The organism is Streptomyces sp. NPDC008139, from assembly GCF_042957025.1.
Classification (GTDB): Bacteria; Actinomycetota; Actinomycetes; order Streptomycetales; family Streptomycetaceae; genus Actinacidiphila.
The window spans coordinates 77,361-102,190 of the sequence record NZ_JBIBHM010000015.1; the positions used below are offsets into that span (position 1 = coordinate 77,361).

Here is a 24,830-nt window from a genome sequence, read left to right on the forward strand (position 1 = left end):
CCGCGGCGACATCGCTGCCACGACGGTTTTCAAGACCATTCGTAACCAATGCGGTCAGCGATGGCCTGCGGTCTTCTCTCGCAACTGAAAGTCGAGGACGCTTTCGGCAACTTCGCCCTTTACATATTCCTTGGCTGCCTTATTTAGCGATGTAAGCGACCGCGTAACCTTGAACTGCTCCGACCAGACCACTTCCCAGCCACGCATCTTTGCTCCCTCAGCGCATATGTCGGCCAATCGGACGTGAATATCCTTGTAGTATGAATCCTGAACTACCAACGACATGCTGGCCCCCAATTTTGCAACACGCGTCACTTCATCGAGGCCAGCCGTCAAATCGCTAAAATATTGCACCGCCTGCTTCAGGTAGTACCCACCCGACGCCTTGCTAGAGTGACCTGAAATATCCTTGATCAAACCAGACGCCAGCCCTCCCAGGGAGTCACCCAGCGAGCCGATCGGGCCGCGAATCAGCGTAGTGCCCATCAATCCAGATCGCAGGCTTCTATCCACTGAGGTATCAATTCCAAGTACAGCCAATTCCCGACTGTAAGCAATACCATAATCGATACGCGTAAGATACGGCGGCGACGTCACGATTACGTCGACTGAACCATTCATCAACGGCAACGCCCGAGAAGAGGCAGTGACCATGGTCGCCCGAGAAGCAGAAACAGGAAATTCCTGAAGTCTACCGAGTAGGAAATCCTCTTCGATCCCAATTGCGGCGTCAACCTCATCATTTGAGAGCGCGACTAGATCTTCAGAGGACTTGGAAGACTTCACCCAGGTCGGGTTACTTCCCTCGAACTTCCGTGTCATTCCGCGTACTGCTCGGAATATTGCAACGTATCCAAGAGACGATTGCTCAGCCGGTGATTCAATGAGTTGGCAAGTCCAATCACGAATTCTAGCCACCACCCCTGGACTCAACCAACGAGAAAGTGGATCTTTCGCCATAGATTCCGGCGAGGAACGGCGCCGTTTAGGAACTGGGACACCGCGTGCTCTATCGCCGATTTGGCATCGCAACTGCGCAATAATGTTGGCCGCGGGATTTAGATCTACTCCAATTGCAGTATGACCCAAATGCTGCGCGGCCAGCGTAGTAGTGCCACTTCCGTTCCATGGATCCAGAACTACAGCAGAATCATTCAAATTTTTCGAGTGGGCAGCAATGTGCGCGGATGCGAAGTCAAAGGAAAAACCCGCATAGTACGGAAAAATGTCAGCAAGGCCAGCGGTATCCACGGACGGTCGCTTCGGCGAGATGACACACCGGCCATCGAGCCCCGCGAGCAACATGGGCGGGGCGTCTTGCCCGCTGAAGCGGCCAGCGCCCGACTGAGGGCTTCTCAACAGCACTTCTCTCACGTGGGAACACCTAGGGGTCCCACGATCATAGCTGATCATCCCCCAAGTACTAGCAGGACGTGCTATGAGCAGGACCACGTAGAGGTACCCCGAGGTGATCTAGTTCCCCACCGCCTTAACGGACGCAGCTCTGTCGTCCAACCAGTACCAAATCGCCAAATGGAAGTGCTGCACGAGGTCGATCAATCCTTTCACCATGGTCTTAAGGTCACTAGGACGCTTGCTGCGACCCACGGTAACGGGATCTTCCAACCAGTGAGCTACATCATTCCTCTTGTCTCTGATTTCCTTGAGAAGCATGGTGTCCTTTGGGTCACTGCGCCAATCCCCATCGAGTCCCAGCAGGGCCCAAAGGGCTTTGAAGTGCTTCTCATTAATAGTGGATCCGTCCGCGAGCTTGAAAAGCTCTCCAAAATCCACCACAGGGCGCGAATCTGAGCCATGCGAGGCAACAGCCTGGACGACATTGGCTCGCGCAATGAGGGAAGCGACGGTATCGCTACCACATTGCCGGAAACTAGAGGCATCAATGGCGGCTATAAGTGAAACCGGAAGATGTCGACGCTCGATGTTTTGGGCTACCAGGTCTGCCGCCAGAGCAGCAGGGAGGTCGCGCATGAGCTCTTCTAGCACTCCCCCCATGACAACGTAGGAGAGCGCCCTATTCATCGCTGCGAACCCGTCGCGATCGAAGGTTGCGACAGTCCCGGTCTTCTCTAGAGAGCCCAGCCTTCTTTCTTCTCGATCTAGCTGTTCTACCGCCTTGTCAAAAACTGAGTCTACGGCTCTCTTCATTTAGGAGAACAGTTCCTCTGATCGCAGCACACGCTTCTTCAGCATAGTCCGGCTGTTAGTTCCCACACGGCTTGCCGAAACGAGCTCCTCATCGAGTTCCCACCCTGTCTTGGGAACCTTAGGCTCATTTCCAGCTCGATAGATTCGAGCGATTCCTACCAAGACCGCCTCGAATTGATTCAAAGGCGTGGTATGAACTCCCTTACGCTTGAATTCTCCACCAATTACAGATTGGAGGAATCGAACCGTTTTAAGGAAGAGCTCCCTGTCCTGGGCGAGATCCGTCTCCTCGCCTCGCTGCAGCATGTAATCATTCAGGAAGGCGGTCACCTTGCCATTGAACTTTTCCAGACCGTCGAGGTAAGCGAAGAATTTGAGAACGATCTCTTCGGATGTTCCGTCATTTAGGTTCTTGGAACCCAACTTCAGGAGAGCCTTATATTCTGGAGTGACTGACAAGTCCTCAATCAACGTATTGAACGGACCACGGTAGACACAGCTGCGCACCTCTTGAGCTGTTAGCTCGACGGCACCGGCATTAAGGCGCCGGAAAAGCTCAAACCTAACCTCATGATCCGACTTGTCACTGAGAACTTGAACCCGCAGATACCGCTTCCCGAGCATCAAGCGAATAGGAACTGGAAGGTCTTCGTAGGCAAGTTTCGAGAATCCGGAAAGCTGGCTCATGTCACCTAGGCGAAGTGGGTCTTTCGCAAACTTCAGCGTCTCGGAGCCGGGAACATCGATAGCAAAAAACCGCAGTATCGTACAGACCCTCTGTAGCCCGTCAACTACATCCCAGGTGCCATCTCTATTCGTAGCCACAAAAATGGCGGGAATCGGCAACCCCAAGAGCAAGGACTCGATCAGAGCCGATTGCACCGGCTCCTTCCATCGGAACTGCCTCTGATAGGAGGGGGCGACTTGGATCTCGTCGCTTTCGACCATCCGTACGATCTCCCGGATTGACAGATCGAAGTAATCCGTATCGACAGCACGCCGATGCTTGTCGAGTTCAGCTTGCAGATCTACGACGTCATTAGCCACGTAAGTCTCATCCCAATTAATTAGAGCACGCCGATAATCGATCGTAGCAGCGGATCGAGCCAATGGTGATGGAGCTCGCAGAACAGACATCGACCGCTGCAAGGAAATATAAATATTTGAGTCCTTTGTTCCCATTTGTCACATGCTTCCGCTCCGAAGCGGCTGAGCGTGCAGCATGTGGTGTCGCACAACTCGAGTCCGGCCAGAGAACCAGTCACGTACGCCGGCTCCCTGCAGGGCCGTGAACGTTCAGTCACACCGTGAATGGGGCTGGGCGGCACCATGCCAAGTCATGGACCACCTGTGGGCGGCGTATGCGCGACAGGCTGGCCTTAGCTCCGTGACCACCGCATTCACCGAAGTCCGAAGGGCCCTCCGGAGCCACATACGTAGGCCATACGCGGCCTGAAGCGGCGACCGGCTGAGTGTCTGATTGCGCTTCAACGCCCTGGACTCCCGCAGATGCTGGTGGACCGTCTCCAAGGTCAACCACATTGCAGCCACAGGTCGAGAGTTCACTAGCTAGCTTCGGGACGAAGGGGCCACCGTGCCAGCGTCGCGCCAGAACGAGGGGGGAGTAGCGGTCATCTGGGTGTACTGACGGATAGGCCCGTGCTCGCTAGCTTCTCGAATGAAGTTGCTGGTCACTGAGGGCAATGCCCAGCCGCTCTTGTAAAGCGAAGGTCGTCGGTTCGAATCCGACAGGGGGCTCTCTGTGAACCCCAGCCCAGACAGGATCTGAGCTGGGGTTTTACGTTGGCGGATGCGGTTGGCCGGGCGGGTGTGGACAGTCCCGGTCGGCGTCCGTGAACGGCGCGGGCTCTGGGGCGTCAGGTCCGGCTAGTCCGGGAGACCGGTCGGCCCGTTCATGGGAGGCACAGCAGCATGGACCCGCAGCGCTTCGCACTCCTTGATGAGGCCCGCAGGAGTCTGCCGGACGGGTTCAAGGCCGAGATCTCCGGCGACACGATCGTGATGATGGTCGGCCCCTCCGGCATCCACCAGCGCAATCTCCTGGTGGTAAGGCGCCAGTTCGACGCACACTGCCCTGGCGACCTGCTGCCGAGCGAGAACACCGACCTCGTCTCTCCCGGTGTGGGCAAGAGCCGCAACCCCGATCTGACCTACCTGCCCGCTGACGTCCTGGAGACCACCGACAATCAGGTCCCCGCGGAGAGCGCGGCCATCGCCGTCGAGCTGGTGTCGCCGTCGAACCCTGAGAACGAATGGGTGGGCAAGGTACGGGACTACCCGATGATGGGAATCCCGCTGTACCTCGTGGTCGACGCGAGGCTGAAGACGGTCACGCTCTTCAGCCGTCCCGACGGCGGGAAGTACCACCGTCGCGAGGACGCCGACTTCGGTGAAAGCCTTCGCGTCCCGCAACCGTTCGGCTTCGACCTGGGCACTGGGACGCTGCTGCCGTACTCGTGAGGTCCTTTCCCGCGCAGAGGTCCGCGCGTGGCGGTCCACAGGACGCAGAAGCCGTCGGGCAACTGCCCGAAGGTGGCGATGTCCTCTCCGGGCCTCCCGGGGGCACCGCCGCGTTGCAGATCCGGCCGCCGGCGGACGGGCGGTGGGGCCACCGCAGCGCGAGGACCGCGCCCTCTATGACGAGGGCGCGGTCCTTGGGGGGGAAGGCTCAGGAGGTGCGGGTGGGGAACGGGGAGGAGGGGTCTCCGAGGACGTGGAGGCCGAGGAGGCCGCCGATGGCGCCCTGGGTGGGCTTGGGGGCCGGGGCGGACGGGGCGGGAGCCTCCGGCTGGGAGGGCGGGGCGGGCGGCGGTGCCTGCGAAGTCCCGCCGGAGGAACCGCCGCTGGAGGAGGACGTCGAGCCGCTGGTCGGGCGGGAGCCCGCGGAGTGGCCGCCGCCGGTCGACGAGGAGGACGTGGACGACGAGGACGTCGGCGCCTTGGACGTCGGCTGCCCCTTGGCCTTCTTCTTGTCCTCACCCTTCTTCTTGGACTTCGGCGACGCCGACGGCTTCGGCGACGCGCCCTGCGAGCCGCTGCCGCCGGAGACCTCGGGCAGCGGGGAGCCGGGCAGGTTGTTGGTCGGGATGACGGTCGGCCGCTGCGGCCTGTCGTCGTGCATGCTGGACGCGCGGACGGCGGCGCCGAGCACCGAACCGATCAGCAGCGTCAGACCGGCGATCACGGTGGCGAGCACCGTGCCGCGCCGCAGCACACGGCGGCGCAGGTCCCACACCGCGACGCGCGGGCCGAGCCGCCGCCAGGCGTCCCCTGCGAGGTGACCGTCGATGGAGTACACCGGCGCGCCCGCGATGATCAGCGGGCTCCACGCGGCGAGGTAGATGAAGTCCGGGGCGTCGTACACCGGGACCGTCCGCCAGCTCACCGTCACCAGCAGCGCGATCGACAGCCCCGCGCCGAAGAAGGCCGCGAGGCGCTGCCACAGACCGCAGACGGTCAGCACGCCGACGACCACCTGGAGGAAGGCGATGCTCAGGCCCGCGCCCACCGGGTGGTTGAGCGCGGCGTCGCGCAGCGGCTCCGCGAGGGCCCACGGATGCAGGGAGTTGAGCCAGGTGACCATCGAGCCGCGCTTGCCGCCGTCGAAGTAGACGGGGTCGCAGAGCTTGCCCATGCCCGCGTAGATCGACACGAAGCCGAGGAAGATCCGCAGCGGGAGCAGCACGATGCCGAGGTTCATGCGGCGGTCGGGGTACCAGGCGTGCTTGGCCGGTTCGCCGTTGCGGGTACGCGGCCTGCGCTCGGTTCCGTCGAAGGACGAGGAGTCGCCGACGTAGCCCACCCGCTGCTCGTCGGAAGCGCCGTCCGCGCCCTCGTCGTACGCGCCGGTCGCCGGGCGTACGCCGCTGAGCAGGCCGGTCGGCGAGTGCGCGCCGCGCTGGCCCACGACGGTCGGCACGGGGGGCGCCGCCGTGGTGTCGTCGATCCGCGGCAGCACCTGAGTGGCCGCGCCGGAGGAGTTCGCGCCGCCGGCCACGCCCGCGCGGCGGACCGCCTGGAGCAGTTCCCCGGCCGCCGGGTCGCCCGGCGTGGAACGGCCCGACCACACCACCGGCGACAGCTTCCGCCGCCCGGCCGCGCCGGGCCGTGCTTGCGTCACGACGGGGATCTGCGCGGTGTCGTCGAGGCTGAGGGCACGGCCCGGGGTCGCGCCGAGCTGCACCCGGAAGCTCGCGTGATTGACGATGACCTGGGCGGGATCGCTCGGCACCCTGGCCATGCTCAACGGAGCGGGCTCGTCGAAGCCGGGCAACCCTCCCCCCGTAGGAGTGCGGGGTGTTCTGGTGTCCACACTCATCTAACCGAGTGACGGACGTTTAGGACACTGTCTCCGCGCCCCCGCGATGTCCGAGACCCGTCAACGCCCGGTCAGCGCCCCGGCGATGACGATTCGAAGACGCGTCCGAGAACGCCTCAGGAAGTGTCACAGGGCGGCTCAGAGCCTGCGCCGCGCAGGCTTTTCAGACCCGGCGCCACGACCCGCCCCAGACCCCGCGCCACGACCACGGCTCAGGCCCTGCGCCGCGACGCCTCGTACAGCACAACACCCGCCGCCACACCGGCGTTCAGCGACTCCGCCGCGCCGCCCGGCATCGGAATCCGCACCAGCAGGTCGCACGTCTCGCTGACGAGCCGCGACAGCCCCTTGCCCTCGCTGCCCGCGACGATGACGACGGGCCCCGACAGGGCGTCCAGCTCGTGCAGTTCGAGGTCGCCGTCCGCGGCCAGGCCGACGACGGTGAGCCCGGCCTTCTGGTACGACTCCAGCGTGCGGGTGAGGTTGGTGGCGCGCGCCACCGACACCCGCGCCGCCGTACCCGCGGACGTCTTCCACGCACCGGCCGTCATCCCGGCCGCGCGCCGCTCGGGCACGACGACGCCGTGCCCGCCGAAGGCCGCCACCGAGCGGACGACGGCGCCGAGGTTACGGGGGTCGGTGACACCGTCGAGCGCGACGATCAGCGGGTCCTCGCCCGCGTCGTGCGCGGCGGCGGCCAGATCGTCCGGGTGCGCGTACTCGTACGGCGGGATCTGGAGCACCAGGCCCTGGTGGTTCAGGCCCGCGGTGAGCCGGTCGAGCTCGGGGCGCGGGGCTTCGAGCAGCGGTACGCCGCGGTCGGTGGCCAGCCGCAGCGCCTCCCGTACCCGGTCGTCGTTCTCGATGAACTGCTGGACGTACACCGCTGTGGCCGGGATGTCGGCACGCAGCGCCTCCACCACCGGATTGCGGCCGACGACCAGCTCGGAGGTCGACTTGGAGCCGCGGCCCGACGGGCGCCGGGACTGCGAGGAGACGGCCCGCTTGGCCGCGGCGTTGGCGACGCGGTTCTTCTTGTGGCCCTTGCGCGCCTCCGCGGGCGGCGTCGGGCCCTTGCCCTCAAGGCCCCTGCGCCGCTGCCCGCCGCTGCCGACCGTGGCGCCCTTTTTGTTGGATGTACGGCGGTTCCTGCGCTGGCTGTTCCCGGCCATGGGGCACTCTCACTTCGCTTCGGTCATGCTCGCCGGACATGGGTCCGGCGTACGGATATACGGGTCGGGTCGGGTCGACGGGTCGGGCCCGTCGGCCGGGGCCGCGGAGGCGATCCGCCAGGAGGCGGTCCGCCACGGAGGCAGTCGGCCGCGGAGGCGGTCGGCCGCGGGATCGGTCAGCCGCGCAGCGTCCAGCGCGAACCCGTCGGTGTGTCCTCGATCTCCAGACCCGCCTGTACGAGCTGGTCGCGGATCGCGTCGGCGGTCGCGTAGTCCTTGCGGGCGCGGGCCGACTGCCGCTGTTCGAGGACCAGCCGGACCAGGGAGTCCACGACGCCGTGCAGGTCGTCGCCGCGGTCGGCGCCCGTCCAGTGCGCGTCGAGCGGGTCGAGGCCCAGCACTCCGAGCATCGCACGGACCTCGGCCAGACGCGCGACTGCGGTCTCCTTGTCGTCCGCCGTCAGCGCGCTGTTGCCCTGCCGGACGGTGGTGTGGATCACGGCGAGCGCCTGCGGCACTCCCAGGTCGTCGTCCATCGCCTCGGCGAAGGCGGGCGGCACCTCGGCGGCGGGCTCGACCGGCCCGGCTTTCTCGATGACCCGCTGCACGAAGCCCTCGATCCGCGCGAAGGCGGACTCCGCCTCGCGCAGCGCCTCCTCGCTGTACTCGATCATCGACCGGTAGTGCGGGGTGCCCAGGTAGTAGCGCAGCACGATCGGCCGCCAGCGCTGCACCATCTCGGAGACCAGCACCGAGTTGCCGAGCGACTTGCTCATCTTCTCGCCGCTCATGGTGACCCAGGCGTTGTGCACCCAGTAGCGGGCGAACTCGTCGCCGTACGCCTTGGCCTGCGCGATCTCGTTGTCGTGGTGCGGGAAGATCAGGTCGATCCCGCCGCCGTGGATGTCGAAGACGCTGCCCAGGTACTTGTGGGCCATCGCCGAGCACTCCAGGTGCCAGCCGGGACGGCCGCGGCCCCACGGGGTCTCCCACGACGGCTCGCCGGGCTTGGTCGACTTCCACATCGCGAAGTCCCGCTGGTCCCGCTTGCCGGTCTCGCCCTCGCCCTCGGGCTGGCGCAGATTGTCCAGCTCCTGGTTGGACAGCTCCAGGTACTCGGGGAACGAGCGCACGTCGAAGTACACGTTCCCGTCGGCCTCGTACGCGTGCCCGCGCTCGATGAGGCCGCGCATCATCTCGATCATCTCCGGTACGTGGCCGGTGGCGCGCGGCTCGTACGTGGGCGGCTGGCAGCCCAGCGCGTCGTAGCCCGCGGTGAAGGCGCGCTCGTTCTCGTACCCGATCGCCCACCAGGGGCGGCCCTGATCGGCCTCCTTGGCGAGGATCTTGTCGTCGATGTCCGTCACATTGCGGATGAACGTGACGTCGTAGCCGCGGTAGCGGAACCAGCGCTGGATGATGTCGAAGTTGAGCCCGGACCTGATGTGCCCGATGTGCGGGGCCGCCTGCACGGTGGCGCCACACAGGTAGATCGAGACGCAGCCCGGCGTGAGCGGGACGAAGTCACGGACCTGGCGCGCGTTGGTGTCGTACAGGCGAATAGTCACCCCACAAGGGTAGTGGCCCGGAGCGGGTGCCTTGTGCGGTCTGACACAGGGCACACACAACGGTGACAATCGGCTGTACGGCGGCCCCCCGTCCCCGGCCCCGCCCGGCTGTACGGCGGCCCGGCTGTATGGACGGCGGCCCCGCGCGGCTCAGCCGTGCTCGACGATCCGGTCCGCGCTCACCCGTACGACGACACGCACGTCCCCGGGCTCGTCGTTGCCGTACGCCTCACCGGTGTACTTCCGGCTCAGCGCGTTGATCAGATCGTCGCCGCCCTCACGGGTGAGGGTCGCCGTGCCCCGGATCTCCAGGTACTTGTACGGGTTGTCGACCGGGGTCACCAGCACGGTGGTGCGGGGGTCCTTGAGCAGATTGAGGTGCTTGCGACGGCCCTCCTTGGTGGAGACGAGCACGTCGTCACCGTCACGCGTCACCCACACGACGGACAACTGGGCCTGGCCGTCCGGCTGGAGGGTGGCGATGGTCGCGAAATTCTTGTCGTCGATCAGGGCGCGGGCGGAGTCCGAGAGGGCGGCCATGAGCGGGTCCTTTCACATGCCGGGGCGGTGATCTTCCGGCTACGCAACGTGCCGGGCGGGCGGAGAATTCCCTCACCCGCCCGTGGATTTTCCTCGCTCACTCGTGCGGGTGAGCGCGCACCACCAGTGCCGTCGCGACGGCCGCGAGGCCGTCGCCGCGGCCGGGGAAGCCCAGGCCGTCGCTGGTGGCGGCGCTCACCGAGACGGGGGCGCCGACCGCCGAGGTCAGGACCTTCTGGGCCTCGTCGCGACGGCGGCCGATCTTGGGGCGCTTGCCGACGACCTGGACCGCCACGTTGCCGATGACGAAGCCCGCGTCGCGCACGATCCGGGCGGCCTCGGTGAGCAGGGCGGTCCCGGAGGCGCCCGCCCACTCGGGCCGGTCGGTGCCGAAGTGGGCGCCGAGGTCACCGAGGCCGGCGGCGGAGAACAGGGCGTTGCAGGCCGCGTGGGCGACGACGTCGGCATCGGAGTGCCCGGCGAGCCCCGGCCCCTCCCCCTCCCAGAGGAGTCCGGCGCACCACAGCTCGCGGCCTTCCTCGAAGGCGTGGATGTCGGTGCCGATGCCGACCTGGGGAAGCACATGGCCGGGCGGCAGCCCGGAGCCGGGCAGATCGGACCCGGACACGCCGCCGCCGGGCAGATCGGACCCGGGCACGCCGCCGGGCAGATCGGACCCGGACACCCCGTGCCCGAGCGGGCCGTCAGTAGCCATCGGTGGCCCTCCTGCGGGCGAGTACGGCCTCGGCGAGCACGAGGTCCAGCGGGCGGGTCACCTTGAACGCCTCTTCGTGGCCCGGCACGACCAGCACCGGTACGCCGAGCTGTTCGACCATGCTCGCGTCGTCGGTGACATCGCGGGTGACGGTGGCGTGCGCCTTGGCGAGCGTGCCGCGGTCGAAGCCCTGCGGGGTCTGGACGGCGCGCAGCAAGGCGCGCTCCGGGGTGCCGGTGACCAGATTGGTGACCGCGTCGACGCTCTTGACGGTGTCGGCCAGCGGCAGCGCGGGGACGACGGCGGGGGCGCCGCCGCGTACCGCCTCGACCACGCCGTCCACGGTCTCCACCGGCACCAGCGGGCGGGCCGCGTCGTGCACGAGGACGACGTCCACGTCGTCGGGGAGCGCGGCGAGGCCGAGCCGTACCGACTCCTGCCGTACGTCACCGCCGGGGACGACCCGTATGTCGGTGGACTCGGGCAGGCCGTGGGCGTCGAGCAGCGCCCTGACCTCGGGGACGCCATCGGGCGGGGCGACGACCACGATCACGTCGACGGCGCGGGCGCGGGCCATCGCGCGGACGGCGTGCACCAGGATGGGCACCCCGCCGAGGGTGCGCAGGGCCTTGGGCGCGCCGGGGCCGAGCCGAAGTCCACGGCCGGCGGCGGGAATGACTGCTGCGGTACGCAGGTTTGTGTCCTTGTATGAGGTGGGTATCGCCTGGGAGTACCCCCAGCCGAGGTGGGGAACAGTGCCGGGCAAGCACTCACCGCGGACCCCTTCCGTGAAGTCCGCGGGGATGTGCCACGCCCGGTACCGCCTGGTGGGCGGTGCCGTATGTCTCCGGCCGTATGTCTCCGTACGCGGGCACAAGCATGCCGCAGCACCCGGTCGTCATGCCCGACCGGGTGCCGCGGTAATTCCCTCGGGTGGTGTTTCCGGGGGCAGTGCGTCGCCGTACGTCACGGTCGGCGTGGCCACGCCGATTGAGACGAGAAACGAGAACCTCGATGGCACGTGGTGGGCGCGCGCGAGGATCTTAGGACGCGAGAACCTCGTCGAGCAGCGCCTCGGCCTTGTCCTCGTTGGTGTTCTCCGCCAGAGCGAGTTCGCTGACCAGGATCTGCCGGGCCTTGGCGAGCATGCGCTTCTCGCCGGCCGACAGGCCGCGCTCGCGCTCACGACGCCACAGGTCGCGGACCACTTCTGCGACCTTGATGACATCGCCGGAAGCGAGCTTCTCCAGATTTGCCTTGTATCGCCGGGACCAGTTGGTGGGCTCCTCGGTGTACGGCGCGCGCAGCACCTCGAAGACCCGGTCCAGACCCTCCTGACCGACCACGTCGCGTACGCCGACGAACTCCGCATTGTCCGCGGGCACACGTACCGTCAAGTCGCCCTGGGCGACCTTGAGCACCAAGTAGGTCTTGTCCACACCTTTGATCTGGCGAATTTCGATTGCCTCGATCAGCGCGGCCCCGTGATGGGGATAGACCACGGTGTCGCCAACCTTGAACGTCATGTGACAGGTACCCCTTCCGTGGCTATCCAGGGTAACACGGGAACGCCCTCATCTGAATGGCGTTTTCGCAGGTCAGAGCATATCTCAGGGCTTGACAACGGCCCCCGGGACGTGCTGGAGCATGCCTCCCGCGCGAGGTATCCGCAGGTGGGAGCAGGTATACGGGGAGGCTGAAACGCTGCCGTTACAGGCTCTACCGCCACTGAACAAGGGGCAGTACGTCCCCATTTGTCGCTCCCGGACGAGTGGATCATCGCTACTCCGTTCGGGAACCTGCCCGCAGATGATCCAATTTTGCACAGTCGTGGAACAACGGCGGAACACTCGCGGAAAACCGTCCGCGTCGATCATGAACGGCGTCGGGTAATCACGTCGGGGGAATGCGGAATGCAATGGGTACGCGCACCCGGCCCGCCACCGGGCGGGTGAACCGCACGGGTGAGCCGGGCTCCCAGGGGCCACCCGGTGCGCGGGCGCGTCAACGGCTCGGTAATCTAAGGCCGCTGGAAGATCTTCCGAACCTGATCTAGGAGATGCCGCCGCCGTGGTCCGCAGCTTCCGTCGCGGCGCCCTCGCCGCCGTTTTCGCGCTCTCGCTCGCCCCGCTCGCCGCCTGCGCGGCCGGGAACGACGCGCAGACCCTGAAGGTCCAACCGGACAGCGACTCCGTGACCCACGGCGTGATCAAGGTACAGAACGCCGTGGTGCTCACCCAGAGCGCCGGAAACGGACCCGCGACGGTCTCCGCGCGCCTGTTCAACAACGGCGACGACGCCCAGACCCTCCAGTCCGTCCAGCTCGGCTCGACCAGGGTCACGCTCGCGGACAAGGACGGCGGCCAGACCGTCAGCGTCCCCGGCCACGGGACCGTGCTCCTCGGCGGCAAGGGCAACCCGTCCGCCGTCGTGGACAGCGGCACCGAGGCGCTGCGCGACGGCGACGTGCAGAACGCCGTGTTCGAGTTCAGCTCCTCCGGGCCCGTCGCGATCCAGCTCAACGTGATCCCGGCCACCGGCGACTACCAGCAGTTCGGACCCAGCTCGCTGCCGACCACCCAGGCCCCGACGCCGAGCACCACGCCGACCGGTTCGGCGACGCCCACCGGCTCGGCCACGCCGAAGGGCACCGCGACCCCGACGGGCACCGCGACCCCGACCTCCTGAGGTCGGTTTTCGGACAACCTGAAACGGCCCGGTGGCACGCTCGCCACCGGGCCTTTCCCGTATACGAATCCAGGACGCGCTCTGCCGTCCGCGCGCTGTGTGAGGGCCCGGATCCAAGGCCCGCACCCGGGTTTACGGCTCGAACTTGTAGCCCAGGCCGCGGACCGTCACCAGGTAGCGCGGCGCGCCCGGGTCGGGCTCGATCTTGGCGCGCAGCCGCTTGACGTGCACGTCGAGGGTTTTGGTGTCACCGACGTAGTCGGCGCCCCAGACCCGGTCGATGAGCTGCATACGGGTCAGGACGCGGCCCGCGTTGCGCAGCAGCATCTCCAGCAGGTCGAACTCCTTGAGCGGGAGGTCGACCTTGCCGCCGGAGACGGTGACCACGTGCCGGTCGACGTCCATCCGGACCGGACCGGCCTCCAGTGCGGCCGGGGAGATCTCCTCGGGCTCGCCGCGACGGCGGAGCACCGCGCGGATGCGGGCGACCAGCTCCCGCGAGGAGAACGGCTTGGTCACATAGTCGTCCGCGCCTATTTCCAGGCCGACGACCTTGTCGATCTCACTGTCCTTGGCGGTCACCATGATGACCGGGACATTGGACTTCAGCCGGAGCTGGCGGCAGACCTCGGTGCCGGGCAGGCCCGGCAGCATGAGGTCGAGCAGCACCAGGTCGGCGCCATTGCGCTCGAACTCGTCCAGCGCGTCGGGCCCGGTCGCCGAGATGGCGACTTCGAAGCCCTCCTTGCGGAGCATGTACGACAGCGCGTCGCTGAAGGACTCTTCGTCCTCGACGACGAGTACGCGTGTCACGGAAGGACCTCCGGGGCGGGGATGTGTTCGGGGAGAGAGCGGAAGAGCTGTTCGTCCGACGGCTCGTCCAGCGACTCCTGGTCGGAATCGAGATCGGAGTCGCGGTCGGAGTCGGAGTCGGGATCGGAGTCGGGGTCCGCGTCCGCCTCGGCCACCGGATCGGTGCCGGGCGGCAGTGCGCGGTCGCGGGCGATCCCGGCTTCGGGAAGCCGCAGTGTGAAGGTGGAGCCCTGACCCTCGGCGCTCCACACGGTGACCTCCCCGCCGTGCGAGGCGGCCACGTGTTTGACGATGGACAGCCCGAGCCCGGTGCCGCCGGTGGCCCGCGAGCGCGCCGGGTCGACCCGGTAGAAGCGCTCGAAGACCCGGTCGCGGTCCTTCTCGGAGAGGCCGATGCCCTGGTCGGTGACGGAGATCTCAATGAGATCCCCGCCGGGTGCGTTGATCCTGCGCCCCGCGATGCCGACCCGCGTACGGGCCGGACTGTAGTTGACAGCGTTCTCGACGAGATTGCCGAGGGCGGCGGCGAGCTGGCCCCGGTTTCCCCATATGTGCAGGTCAGGGGTGGTTCCGGTAGCCATGGTGATCTGTTTGGTGTTGGCCTGGTGACGGCAGCGGTCGACGGCCTCGGCGACGAGGTCGTCCACGGCCACCGGCTCGGCGTCGTCGAGCAGGTCGTCGTCCTGGACCCGGGAGAGGTCGATGATCTCCTGGACCAGGCTGGTCAGCCGGGTGGCCTCGATCTGCATCCGGCCCGCGAAGCGGATGACCGCCTCGGGGTCGTCCGAGGCGTCCATGACGGCCTCCGACAGCAGGGAGAGCGCCCCCACGGGGGTCTTCAGTTCGTGGCTGACATTCGCCACGAAGTCACGGCGGACCGCCTCGATCCGCCGGGCCTCGGTGAGATCCTCGACCAGCAGCAGCACCAGCCGGGAGCCCAGCGGGGCGACCCGCGCCGAGACCGCGAGACCTTCGCCGCGGCTCACACCGCGGCGCGGCAGGTCCAGTTCCACCTGCCGTATCTCGCCGTCCCGCCGGGTCTCGCGGGCCATTTGCAGCATCTGGTCGACGGCCAGCCGGCCGCCGCGTACCAGCCCGAGGGCGTACGCCGCCGAGCTGGCCTTGACCACCGTGTCGCCCTCGTCCAGGACGACGGCGGAGGACCGCAGGACCGAAAGGACGGTGTCCACGCCCGGCGGCAGCGCGCCGGTCATGTTGTCGGGCCGCATGGCCGTACGGGTGGGGCGGGCCTGTTCCCGCTCGCTCCAGCGGAACGCGAGCACGGCGATCACACCGGTCAGCAGACCGGCTATCGCACTGGCTGCGGCGACTGCCGCGTTCACGTCCATAGCCCCAGGTTAGGTGGGTCGCGCAAGCGATCCACAACCCCGGAAGCTACCTCTCGGATGCTCGTTGCCAAGAGTTCACCTTCACGTGGGGAGTGGTTCACTCAGGGTGTGCGGTCGGTACGCGTACGCCCATCAGCGTGGCAGCGTGGAGGAGAAACCTCTGTTCGGACGGAAGGAAAGCGATGCGGGACGCATATCACGAGGAGCTGGACTCGATCGGTGACGGTCTGGTCGAGATGGCCCGGCTCGTCGGCTCCGCGATCGGCCGCGCCACCACCGCGCTGCTCGACGCGGACCTGAAGGTCGCGGAGAGCGTCATCGCCGCCGACGAGAAGGTCGACGAGATCCAGCGGGAGCTGGAGAACCGGGCGATCACCCTGCTGGCCCGGCAGCAGCCGGTCGCCACCGACCTGCGGATCGTGGTCACGTCGCTGCGGATGAGCGCGGACCTGGAGCGGTCCGGCGACCTCGCCCGCCACGTGGCCAAGCTGGCCCGCCTGCGCTTCCCCGAGTCGGCCGTGCCGCGCGACCTGCACAGCACCATCCTGGAGATGGGCCAGCTCGCGCAGCGCCTGGTCGCCAAGGCCGGCGAGGTCATCGTCAGCAAGGACGTGGACGACGCGCTCCAGCTCGAAGCGGACGACGACCGCATGGACGAGCTGCACCGCACGCTCTTCCAGCACCTGCTGGACGACCGCTGGAAGCACGGCATCGAGACGGCCGTGGACGTGACGCTGGTCGGCCGGTACTACGAGCGTTTCGCCGACCACGCCGTGTCGGTCGCCAAGCGCGTCGTCTACCTGGTCACCGGTGAGCACGCGGACGAGATGACGCCGCAGACGCCGTCGGCGGTGGAGGGCGCGTAGCGCCGTCCGGCGGGGGTTCTGGGGCGGTGCGTCGCGGGTCGGTGGCGGCGCGGAGGTCTTTCGTGGGGGCAGAGGTCTTTCGCGGCGCGCGGGCCGGTGGCGGCGCGGGGTCTCTCGCGGCGCGCGGGCCGGTCGCCGCGCGTAGGGCGCGTAAGGCATTCGGGGGAGGCCGGAGTGCGCTCGTGCGCCGGGGGTGCGCTATTGAAGGGCGCGGCCGGCGCGGAGTTCACTGGTGGGTAGGCAAGCCTGAGGAGGGTGTACTGATGCAGGAATCCCCCGTCACGCCAACTCCCGTACGCGACCAGCCGTCTTCCGACCACGCCCCGCAGCCGCTCCGGACCCCGCTGCCGCTGGTCGCCGCGTGCGGCTGCGGCTCGGGGTGCGGCTGTGGCTGCCAGTCCGGCGGCGCCTGCCAGTGCGGAGGCTGCACCGGCTGACGCCCCGTCCGTCCCGGCTCGTCCGATCCGTACCGTCCCGTCGCACCAACCGTTCACACGGACGACGGCCCGCGCTTCCTGACGGACGCGGGCCGTCGTCATGCCCGGACGCGGGGGCGTGTCCTGTCCGGACGCGGAACCTTGCGACGTCCGGACGAGCGGAACCTTGTCACGTCCGGACGAGCGGAACCTTGTCACGTCCGGACGAGCGCGGCCTTGTCACGTCCGGACGAGCGGAACCTTGTCACGTCCGGACGAGCGGGGCCTTGTCACGTCCGGACGAGCGCGGCCTTGTCATGTCCGGCGCCTACGTCGCGTCTGGGCCACCTCTACAACCGTTGCCCTTCATCACGTGTCTATCTCCCCACAACCGCGCGGTCCCGGGCCGGACCGGTGGTCAACTCCCATGGGGAGAGGCGTACTGCTCGTGGAGATCGTCAGTCACAGGCGACGCGCCGCGGCGCTCGCCGCCGCCCTCCCCCTCCTCCTCGCGGGTGCCGTCAGCGCCGCCGCCCCGGCCGTCGCGGCCGACCCCCCCCGGCCATTTCCACCACCGCCTCGGTGACGCTGCCGCCCAAGGTGGTGGCGGGTCCCGACGGTGTCACCAAGGTCACCATCGGCTTCGGCAAGGACCGCCCCGGCCACCCCACGGGGCCGCGGACGATCACCGTCGACTTCGGCGACCTGACCGGCGTCGCGGACGTCGTCTTCCTCAATCCGCCGTGCGCGCAGAACAGCGCGCGGCCGACCATCGCGGTGTGCACAGTGCCGCACGACACGGCGGACGGCACCGACACCGTCAGGTTCAGCCTCTTCGCGCAGGGCGGTCTCCAGGGCGGCCCGGCGCACGTCATCACGTACACCGGTACGTGGGGCGGGGTCGCGGCGGCCCCGCCCCACCTACCGAGGTGAAGGTCGGCACCTCGTCCGACGTCCTCGCCCAGAGCCAGGACCCCACCGGCGTAAAGCCCGGTGACACCTTCTCCGTACCGCTCACCGCGCACAACCGCGGACTTGAGGCCGCCGACGGATTCCGGCTCGACCTCGTCGCGAGCCCCGGCCTGAAGCTGGTGAAGGACCCGGCGTGTACGTACGCCACGACCGGCGAGGGCGAGGACCACACGACCTGTACGTATAAAGAGGAGCGGCCGGCCCAGGACGTCGCCGCCCGCCTCGGTGGCCCGCGCCGCGTCCTGGCCCCACGCCGCCGCTACCTCCTCGACGGCCGCCCGGTCGAGTTCGCCACCTCGTGTCTGCCCCTCGACATCGCCCGTGGCACCCCCATCGCCGACCCCAAGCCCGGGCCCGGCGGCATCTACGCCCGCCTCGAAGAACTCGGCCACCGGCTCGACCACTTCGACGAGGAAATCCGCGCCCGCATGCCCGCCCCCGCCGAGGTCAAGCTCCTCCGCCTCGCCACGGGCGTCCCCGTCATCCACCTCATCCGCACCGCGTACGACACCGAGTCCCGCCCCGTCGAAGTCTGCGACACGGTGATGGCAGCCGACGCCTACGTCCTCGCCTACCAACTCCCGGCCACGTAAATTCCCATGCCCCCCACCTGGCGGAGAATCCGCAGGCAGGAGGCACCGTCGAGCAGTAGGACTACTTCTTGCCCTGGTTCTTGACCGCCTCGATGGCGGCTGCCGCGGCGTCGGGGTCGAGGTAGGTGCCGCCCGGGTTGAGGGGGCGGAAGGAGGCGTCGAGCTGGTAGGAGAGGGGGATGCCGGTGGGGATGTTGAGGCCGGCGATGTCGGCGTCGGAGACGCCGTCGAGGTGCTTGACCAGGGCGCGCAGGGAGTTGCCGTGCGCGGCGACCAGGACGGTGCGGCCCGCGAGCAGGTCGGGGACGATGCCGTCGTACCAGTACGGGAGCATGCGCAGGACGACGTCCTTGAGGCACTCGGTGCGCGGACGCAGCTCCGGCGGGATGTTCGCGTACCGCGGGTCGTCGCTCTGCGAGAACTCGGCGCCGTCCTCCAGGGGCGGCGGCGGGGTGTCGTACGAGCGGCGCCACAGCATGAACTGCTCCTCGCCGAATTCGGCGAGGGTCTGCGCCTTGTCCTTGCCCTGGAGCGCGCCGTAGTGCCGCTCGTTGAGCCGCCAGGAACGGTGGACGGGCACCCAGTGGCGGTCGGCGGCCTCCAGGGAGAGCTGCGCGGTGCGGATCGCGCGCTTCTGGAGGGAGGTGTGCACCACGTCGGGGAGGAGACCGGCGTCCTTGAGCAGCTCGCCGCCCCGGACCGCCTCCTTCTCACCCTTGTCGTTGAGATTGACGTCCACCCAGCCGGTGAACAGGTTCTTCGCGTTCCACTCGCTCTCGCCGTGGCGGAGCAGGATCAGTTGGTACGGAGCAGCAGCCATGGGCCCGAGCCTAATAGAAATCCCCTGGCGCCACCCGACCGCCCTCTGTAATATTCTCCAGCCGGTAGAGGTCATTACACAAAGGGGTCGCGGTGACGGCGTTCAGTCGGGCGGTACGGGAGACGGTGAGCGGTCTTCCCCGCCAGTTCTGGTGGCTGTGGACCAGCACCCTGGTGAACCGCCTCGGCGGCTTCGTCGTGACGTTCCTCGCCCTGTATCTCACCGTGCAGCGCGGCTACTCCGCCTCGTACGCGGGCCTGGTCGCGGCCCTGTTCGGGCTCGGCGGCGCCGCGGGCGCGGTACTCGGCGGGGTCCTCGCCGACCGGATCGGCCGCCGCCCCACACTGCTCGCCACCCAGCTCGGCGCCGCCGCCACCACCGCGGTGCTCGGCTTCGTGACCAACCCGCTGGCCATCGCCGCCGTCGCCACCCTCGTCGGCCTGACCAGCAGCGCCTCCCGGCCCGCGCTCTCCGCGATGATCGCCGACCTCGTACCCCCGAAGGACCGGGTGCGCGCCTTCTCCCTCAACTACTGGGCGATCAACATCGGCTTCGGCGTCTCGGCCGCCGCCGCGGGCTTCATCGCCTCCGAGGGGTACGTGTGGCTGTTCGTCGGCGACGCGCTGACGACCGTGCTGTGCGCGCTGGTCGTGTACGTCAAGGCGCAGGAGACGCTGCCGGTGACGGCGAAGGTGACGTACGTCAGCGGGAAGGCGGTGAGCGGGACGACGGCGAGCGGGAAGGCGGTGAGCGGGACGACGGCGAAATCCCGTCCCCGTAAGGCGACTTCGCGGCGCGACCCGGACTCCACCGACATCCGGCTCTCCGACGTCCTGCGCGACCAGCGCTTCATGGCCCTGGTCGGCCTGACCTTCCTGCTCGGCTCGGTGATGAACCAGGCCAACTCCACACTCGCCGTCGACATGGGCGCGCACGGCCTGTCCGCCCGCCAGTTCGGCGTCGTCATCGCCATCAACGGCCTGGTGATCGTGCTGCTCCAGATCCCCGTCACCCGGCTGGTACGGCGGTACGGCAACGCGGCGCTGCTGGGCGTCGGTTCACTGCTGATGGCGTGGGGCTTCGGCCTGACCGTCCTCGCGGGCTCGGTCGCCCTCTACTCGCTGACCGTCGTCGTATGGACCCTCGGCGAGATCGTGCACGCCCCCGCCTCGATGTCGGTGGTCGCCGACCTCGCCCCGGCCACCGCCCGTGGCCGCTACCAGGGCATGTACACCCTGTCCTGGTCCGCCGCGGCCTTCGCCGGTCCGCTGGTCGGCGGCGTCACCCTCGACCAGCTCGGCCGTAACACCGTCTGGCTGGGCTGCGCCGTCCTCGGCACGCTCGCGGGAGCCGGTTACTACCTGCTGCTGCGCGGCCGTCCGGCCGCCCCGGTCCTTCCAACCGCCCCTGTGGCGGCCGGAGTCGAGGCCCAGGCCCCGGCTCCCCACGACGCCCCGGAACAGGTCGGCGGCTGAGCGCCGCGGACCGGCCGCCGACAGGGACACCAGCCGGGACACGAAGGCACCCGACCGGATACGAGGTCACCGGACCGGGGCACGAGGTCGCCCGGCCGCCGCGGCGCTCCCCGCGGCGGCCGGGCGCGAAGCGCGGTCGCTCGGCCGGAAGCCCCGGTCAGCGGCGGAGCCGCAGAGCGCGCTGCGCCTCGTAGAGGTTCGGCGGGTCGATCCCCGGGGTGCCGTAGGACTCCAGGCGCGAGTGCAGCGGGCCCGTGAAGTCGGGGACGTCGATCTGGCCGAAGGGGGTCACCGTGGAGATGCCGACGGTCGCGCTGTAGGGCGCGATGTCGTCGATCTTGACGCAGCCCGCGCGGCCGTTGGTGACGGTGACGTTCCAGTGGGTGAAGCGGGCGCCGTACAGCGGTCCGGCGGAGGCGTCGCCGCCGTGCTGACCGTCGTTGGAGACGCTGATGTCGGTACGGACGCAGGCGAACGGCAGGCCGCGGTGGGTGTCGAAGGTGCCCATCTCCATCCGGCCGCGCGACCAGACGTTGTACGACGACAGGCCCTCGGCGTTGATGCCGTGGAGCTGCGTGCCCGACGGGGCGGCCACGGTGCGCTGGTCGATCGCGAAGTCCTCGACGAGGTTGTCGTGCGAGCCCTCGCGGCAGGCGTACGGGTGGTGGCTGCCGCGCCCCGAGACGCGGGTACGGCGGAAGGTGGTGGCCTTCGCCGCGACCATCAGGAAGCCGTTGTCGACGTCGACGGCGTGGACGTCGTCCACCCAGCAGTCCCAAGTGCACTGCGCGACCAGCCCGTTGTACCCCTTGTCGAGCAGGTGCGGGGACTGCGGTGTGGGCGTCATCCGGATGGTCAGGCCCTCCACACCGGAGTTGACCAGCGGCTCGACCATCGTGGTGATCCTCGGCCGCCACAGCAGCCGGGTGTCCAGCGGCAGCGGCCGGTCGAAGGTGACGCGCCGTCCCCGGACTTCGGTGATCAGGGCCGGCCATTCGTAGGGGACGTACGAGAGCAGCTTGCTCTTGTCGGACCAGTCGTACGTGGCCGCGCCGTCGACGTCGCCCGCCATGTGGTCGAGCAGGCCGTGCGCGGGGTCGTCGGCGTATTGCAGCAACACGCGCGCGCCGGGCCGCAGTTGGCGGGCACTGTCGACGGTGACGCTCCAACTGCCCCGACCGGCCTCTTCGGTGACGGTCGCGAGCGTCCGCCACTGGTCGCGCTTGTTGCCGGTCCAACCCTCGAACGGCCAGTCCTTGGCGCGGATCGCGTCGGTCAGGGAGGCGTAGCGGTCGGCCGGGCACATCCAGACCAGGCCGCCCGCCCAGGACCACGACGACTTGTTGCCGCCGTACCGGCTGCCGTACGGGCCGATGAGGTCGGTCAGCGACCTGGTCGCGTACAGCACGGTGCGTCCGCTGCCCGCGCCGCGCAGGGTGGTGTTGCTCCAACCGAGCCGGATGACGTCGTCGATGCGGTACGTGCCCGGCGGGAGGTGGACGGTGCCGCCGCCCGCCCGGCCGACCTCGCGCAGGGCGCGGTTGATGGCGGGGGCCGCGTCGGCCGAACCGTCCGCCTTGGCGCCGTAACGCAGGACGTTCGCGCGGACGGGGTGGCGGCGGAAGCGGCGGGAGCCGCCGTCGCAACCGGCGCGGGCGACGTACGGGATCTGCAGGTGGGTGTACGGGGTCGCGGTGAACTCCCGCCAGAGGGCGAGGGGTTGACGGCCCCCTTGGCCGGACGGTCCGGCCGCCGCGTCGGCGGCCTTCGCCGTACCGCCGAACGGCGTGCCGCCGAGCGCCGTCGCGGCTGCCGCCGCCGAGGTGACCTGGACGCTCGCGGTCAGCAGCTTCCTGCGGCTCATCGCCATGCTTCCACCCTTCACACGTAGGCGCTGTCACGTATCTGAACATGGTTCAGATCTACGACTGACGTGAGGGTGTCATGTGGTACGGATCAAGGGGAAGGGGTCGTGCGGTGATTCCTAGGACTGATCTTCGGTCAGGTGAGTGAACGCGTCCAGATTCCTGGTGGACTCGCCGCGCGACACCCGCCACGCGTACTCCTTGCGGATGGAGGTGGCGAACCCCAGCTCCAGCAGCGTGTTGAAGGAGCCGTCCGCGTTCTCCACGACCGCGCCGAGCAGCCGGTCGACCTCTTCCGGGGTGACTGCGGCCAGCGGGAGGCGGCCGTTGAGGTAGACGTCACCGAGCCGGTCGATGGCGTAACTCACCCCGTACAGACGGAGGTTGCGCTCCAGCAGCCAGCGGTAGAAGGCTTCCTGGTTCTCGTCGGGGTGGCGGACGACGAAGGCGTTCAGCGACAGGGTGTGGGCGCCGACCAGGAAGGAGCAGGTGGTGGAGAGCTTGCGGGTGCCCGGCAGTTGGGTGACATACGTGTCCGGGCGCGGCGACTCCCACGGCAAGTCGGCTTCACGCAGGGCCTGTTCGAGCGCGCGGACGGCTCGCGCCCGGAGGTCGCCGCGCGGGGCGTCGGGGGTCGCGCCGCCATTGGCACCGTCATGGGCGTCGTCATTGGTGTCACCGTTGACGTCCACCGGGGTCTCCTCAGCCATGCGCCGATCGTAGGTGACGGCGGTGGTCTGCCTGCGCAGCCGCGTACACCTCGGTGGTGTCGGCCGCGGCCTTCCCCCAGCCGAACTCCCGCGCGTGCCGGGCCGCCGCCGCGCCCAGCGAGTCGCCGAGCGCCGGGTTGTCGATGAAACGGCGCAGCACCCGCGCGTAGTCCCGGGGGTCGTGCCCCGGGACGAGGAAGCCGGTGCGGTCGTCCGCCACCGCGACCGGCAGCCCGCCGACCGCCGCCGCGATCACCGGCGTACCGCACGCCTGCGCCTCTATCGCGACCAGCCCGAAGGACTCGTTGTACGACGGCATGACCAGGACGGTCGCCGCCCGGTACCAGTCCGCGAGCCGCTCCTGGTCCACCGGCGGCTGGAACCGTACGACGTCGGACACGCCGAGCCGCGCGGCCAGTTTGTGCAGCGCCTCCGGCTTGGCCAGACCGCTGCCGCTGGGGCCGCCGACGATCGGCACGAGGAGACCGTCGCGCAGCGTCGGGTCCTCGTCCAGCAGCACCGCGACGGCGCGGATCAGCACGTCGGGGGCCTTCAGGGGCTGTATCCGGCCCGCGAAGAGCGGGATCACCGCGTCCTGCGGCAGCCCGAGGCGCCGACGGGCCGCCGCGCGGCCCGGCTCCGGGCGGAAGCGGTCCAGATTCACGCCGGGGTGCACGACCGCGACCTTCGAGGCGGTCGCCTCGTAGTACCGCACCAACTCGTCGGCTTCCTCGGCGGTGTTGGCGATCAGGCGGTCGGCCGCCGCCACGACCTGCGTCTCGCCGATCACCCGCGCGGCGGGCTCGGGACAGTCGTCCTCGGCCAGTGCCGCGTTCTTGACCTTGGCCATGGTGTGCATCGCGTGCACCAGCGGCACGCCCCAGCGCTGCGCCGCCAGCCAGCCGACGTGGCCCGAGAGCCAGTAATGCGAGTGCACCAGGTCGTAGTAACCCGGGCGGTGGCCCGCCCACGCCTGCATCACCCCGTGCGTGAACGCGCAGAGCTGCGCGGGCAGCTCCTCCTTGGCCAGGCCCTCGTACGGACCCGCGTCCACGTGCCGCACCAGTACGCCGGGGGCCAGCTCGACCGCCGGGGGCAGCGCCCCCGTGGTGGCCCGCGTGAAGATCTCGACCTCCACGTTCAGGTCGGCGAGGCGCTTGGCCAGCTCCACGATGTAGACGTTCATGCCGCCCGCGTCGCCGGTGCCCGGCTGGTGCAGCGGTGACGTGTGCACGCTCAGCATCGCGACTCGGCGTACGCGGCGGCCCCCGGTCCGGCGACCCCTCATCCCCAGCGCGTGCTTGTGCTTCTGCGCACCGCGCAGCGCGGCGAGCCGGGACGACGTCTGCTGGGTCACCATGCGTTCCTTCCGAAGGCCGTACCCCCGCGTTCAACCATGGGGAACGCCGGAACTGGCGGTTCCATTTCCTTGTTGCCGAAGCGTGACCTTGGGGGGTGGCTGGTGTCTTGGTTCGTTTTCCCGCCCGCCCACCCGTGCGGGTGCTTTCTTCGTCTGCGGGTGCCGCCCGTGCCCGGTCGGTCCCGGCCCGGGGCACCTCCTCGGGCGACGAACCTGCGGCCACTTCCACTCGCTTCTGCCCCTGCCCGTTCGTCCCCCTGCGGGGGCACCCCGCACCGTCCCCTCCGGTCCGCCGGCGTCCGCCTGTCCGCTGTGGCTGAGGGGGGGGAGGGGGTGGGCGGGGGTGCGGCCCAAACTGCGCGACCGGCCGTCCAACCGTGGGGAGGGGGGTGGGTGGGCG

Annotated in this window: 23 protein-coding genes; 7 read left to right on the forward strand and 16 right to left on the reverse strand. The window is 68.6% G+C overall.

Going from position 1 to position 24,830, the window contains the following annotated elements:
- Positions 1 to 54: 54 nt before the first annotated feature.
- The 3 genes from ACFZBB_RS28790 to ACFZBB_RS28800 form a co-directional block, all read right to left on the reverse strand.
- Entirely contained in the window at positions 55 to 1,251 is a 1,197-nt protein-coding gene (locus ACFZBB_RS28790; RefSeq protein ID WP_391128246.1) for a DNA methyltransferase, read from the reverse strand.
- Between the two features lie 222 nt (positions 1,252 to 1,473).
- The gene (locus ACFZBB_RS28795) at positions 1,474 to 2,169 is read right to left on the reverse strand and encodes a hypothetical protein (protein WP_391128249.1); all 696 of its coding nucleotides are present in this window, start codon (positions 2,167 to 2,169) and stop codon (positions 1,474 to 1,476) included.
- Positions 2,170 to 3,216: a DUF262 domain-containing protein gene (locus ACFZBB_RS28800; protein WP_391128252.1), complete on the reverse strand. Its 1,047-nt coding sequence runs from the start codon at positions 3,214 to 3,216 to the stop codon at positions 2,170 to 2,172.
- An 885-nt stretch (positions 3,217 to 4,101) separates the two neighbouring features.
- On the opposite strand from ACFZBB_RS28800, the gene ACFZBB_RS28805 reads away from it, so the two are divergent.
- Positions 4,102 to 4,650 (forward strand): Uma2 family endonuclease, encoded by a 549-nt coding sequence (locus ACFZBB_RS28805; RefSeq protein ID WP_391128255.1) that lies wholly within the window; start codon positions 4,102 to 4,104, stop codon positions 4,648 to 4,650.
- A 208-nt stretch (positions 4,651 to 4,858) separates the two neighbouring features.
- On the opposite strand, the gene ACFZBB_RS28810 is transcribed toward ACFZBB_RS28805, so the two are convergent.
- The 7 genes from ACFZBB_RS28810 to ACFZBB_RS28840 all read right to left on the reverse strand — a co-directional run bounded on the left by ACFZBB_RS28810 (position 4,859) and on the right by ACFZBB_RS28840 (position 12,029).
- On the reverse strand, positions 4,859 to 6,430 hold the full coding sequence (locus ACFZBB_RS28810; protein WP_391128527.1) for a DoxX family membrane protein: 1,572 nt from the start codon (positions 6,428 to 6,430) through the stop codon (positions 4,859 to 4,861).
- Positions 6,431 to 6,720: 290 nt separating this feature from the next.
- Positions 6,721 to 7,680, reverse strand: a complete 960-nt coding sequence (rlmB, locus tag ACFZBB_RS28815) for a 23S rRNA (guanosine(2251)-2'-O)-methyltransferase RlmB (RefSeq protein ID WP_355342096.1) — start codon at positions 7,678 to 7,680, stop codon at positions 6,721 to 6,723.
- Between the two features lie 176 nt (positions 7,681 to 7,856).
- Entirely contained in the window at positions 7,857 to 9,248 is a 1,392-nt protein-coding gene (cysS, locus tag ACFZBB_RS28820; protein ID WP_355342093.1) for a cysteine--tRNA ligase, read from the reverse strand.
- 150 nt (positions 9,249 to 9,398) lie between these two features.
- The gene (locus ACFZBB_RS28825; RefSeq protein WP_391128258.1) at positions 9,399 to 9,788 is read right to left on the reverse strand and encodes a TIGR03618 family F420-dependent PPOX class oxidoreductase; all 390 of its coding nucleotides are present in this window, start codon (positions 9,786 to 9,788) and stop codon (positions 9,399 to 9,401) included.
- Between the two features lie 97 nt (positions 9,789 to 9,885).
- Positions 9,886 to 10,503 (reverse strand): 2-C-methyl-D-erythritol 2,4-cyclodiphosphate synthase, encoded by a 618-nt coding sequence (gene ispF / locus ACFZBB_RS28830; protein WP_391128261.1) that lies wholly within the window; start codon positions 10,501 to 10,503, stop codon positions 9,886 to 9,888.
- Positions 10,493 to 11,224 (reverse strand): 2-C-methyl-D-erythritol 4-phosphate cytidylyltransferase, encoded by a 732-nt coding sequence (ispD, locus tag ACFZBB_RS28835; protein WP_391128530.1) that lies wholly within the window; start codon positions 11,222 to 11,224, stop codon positions 10,493 to 10,495. The genes ispF and ispD overlap by 11 nt, the downstream gene beginning before the upstream one ends.
- A gap of 322 nt (positions 11,225 to 11,546) precedes the next feature.
- Positions 11,547 to 12,029, reverse strand: coding sequence for a CarD family transcriptional regulator (locus tag ACFZBB_RS28840; protein ID WP_033174074.1), 483 nt, complete (start codon positions 12,027 to 12,029; stop codon positions 11,547 to 11,549).
- 544 nt (positions 12,030 to 12,573) lie between these two features.
- On the opposite strand from ACFZBB_RS28840, the gene ACFZBB_RS28845 reads away from it, so the two are divergent.
- The gene (locus tag ACFZBB_RS28845; RefSeq protein WP_391128264.1) at positions 12,574 to 13,191 is read left to right on the forward strand and encodes a DUF461 domain-containing protein; all 618 of its coding nucleotides are present in this window, start codon (positions 12,574 to 12,576) and stop codon (positions 13,189 to 13,191) included.
- A gap of 132 nt (positions 13,192 to 13,323) precedes the next feature.
- Here ACFZBB_RS28845 and ACFZBB_RS28850 read toward each other — a convergent pair whose 3' ends face one another.
- Both ACFZBB_RS28850 and ACFZBB_RS28855 read right to left on the reverse strand, forming a co-directional pair.
- Positions 13,324 to 14,004, reverse strand: a complete 681-nt coding sequence (locus ACFZBB_RS28850; protein ID WP_093716893.1) for a response regulator transcription factor — start codon at positions 14,002 to 14,004, stop codon at positions 13,324 to 13,326.
- Positions 14,001 to 15,353 carry an ATP-binding protein gene (locus ACFZBB_RS28855; protein ID WP_391128266.1) on the reverse strand — a complete coding sequence of 451 codons (1,353 nt, stop codon included), beginning with the start codon at positions 15,351 to 15,353 and terminating at the stop codon, positions 14,001 to 14,003. The genes ACFZBB_RS28850 and ACFZBB_RS28855 overlap by 4 nt, the downstream gene beginning before the upstream one ends.
- Positions 15,354 to 15,535: 182 nt before the next feature.
- Here ACFZBB_RS28855 and phoU point away from each other — a divergent pair, with 182 nt between their 5' ends.
- From phoU to ACFZBB_RS28875, 4 genes are all read left to right on the forward strand, one after another.
- Positions 15,536 to 16,219 (forward strand): phosphate signaling complex protein PhoU, encoded by a 684-nt coding sequence (gene phoU / locus ACFZBB_RS28860; protein WP_355342077.1) that lies wholly within the window; start codon positions 15,536 to 15,538, stop codon positions 16,217 to 16,219.
- A gap of 263 nt (positions 16,220 to 16,482) precedes the next feature.
- The gene (locus ACFZBB_RS28865) at positions 16,483 to 16,656 is read left to right on the forward strand and encodes a hypothetical protein (protein WP_188280588.1); all 174 of its coding nucleotides are present in this window, start codon (positions 16,483 to 16,485) and stop codon (positions 16,654 to 16,656) included.
- Between the two features lie 561 nt (positions 16,657 to 17,217).
- Positions 17,218 to 17,568, forward strand: a complete 351-nt coding sequence (locus ACFZBB_RS28870) for a hypothetical protein (protein WP_391128270.1) — start codon at positions 17,218 to 17,220, stop codon at positions 17,566 to 17,568.
- Positions 17,565 to 18,200, forward strand: a complete 636-nt coding sequence (locus ACFZBB_RS28875; protein WP_391128273.1) for a UTRA domain-containing protein — start codon at positions 17,565 to 17,567, stop codon at positions 18,198 to 18,200. The genes ACFZBB_RS28870 and ACFZBB_RS28875 overlap by 4 nt, the downstream gene beginning before the upstream one ends.
- 61 nt (positions 18,201 to 18,261) lie before the next feature.
- Here ACFZBB_RS28875 and ACFZBB_RS28880 read toward each other — a convergent pair whose 3' ends face one another.
- Entirely contained in the window at positions 18,262 to 19,020 is a 759-nt protein-coding gene (locus ACFZBB_RS28880) for a phosphoglyceromutase (protein WP_391128276.1), read from the reverse strand.
- 92 nt (positions 19,021 to 19,112) lie between these two features.
- On the opposite strand from ACFZBB_RS28880, the gene ACFZBB_RS28885 reads away from it, so the two are divergent.
- Complete coding sequence (locus tag ACFZBB_RS28885) at positions 19,113 to 20,495, forward strand: MFS transporter (RefSeq protein ID WP_391128279.1); 1,383 nt, start codon at positions 19,113 to 19,115, stop codon at positions 20,493 to 20,495.
- A gap of 157 nt (positions 20,496 to 20,652) precedes the next feature.
- Here the strand turns inward: ACFZBB_RS28885 and ACFZBB_RS28890 are convergent, their stop codons facing one another.
- From ACFZBB_RS28890 to mshA, 3 genes are all read right to left on the reverse strand, one after another.
- Positions 20,653 to 22,365, reverse strand: a complete 1,713-nt coding sequence (locus tag ACFZBB_RS28890; protein WP_391128282.1) for a glycosyl hydrolase family 28-related protein — start codon at positions 22,363 to 22,365, stop codon at positions 20,653 to 20,655.
- A gap of 114 nt (positions 22,366 to 22,479) precedes the next feature.
- A complete protein-coding gene (locus ACFZBB_RS28895; protein WP_391128285.1) occupies positions 22,480 to 23,070 on the reverse strand; it encodes a YbjN domain-containing protein in 591 nt (196 codons plus the stop codon).
- Complete coding sequence (gene mshA / locus ACFZBB_RS28900) at positions 23,063 to 24,358, reverse strand: D-inositol-3-phosphate glycosyltransferase (RefSeq protein WP_391128533.1); 1,296 nt, start codon at positions 24,356 to 24,358, stop codon at positions 23,063 to 23,065. Before mshA ends, ACFZBB_RS28895 begins: the two co-directional genes overlap by 8 nt.
- Positions 24,359 to 24,830: the final 472 nt, after the last annotated feature.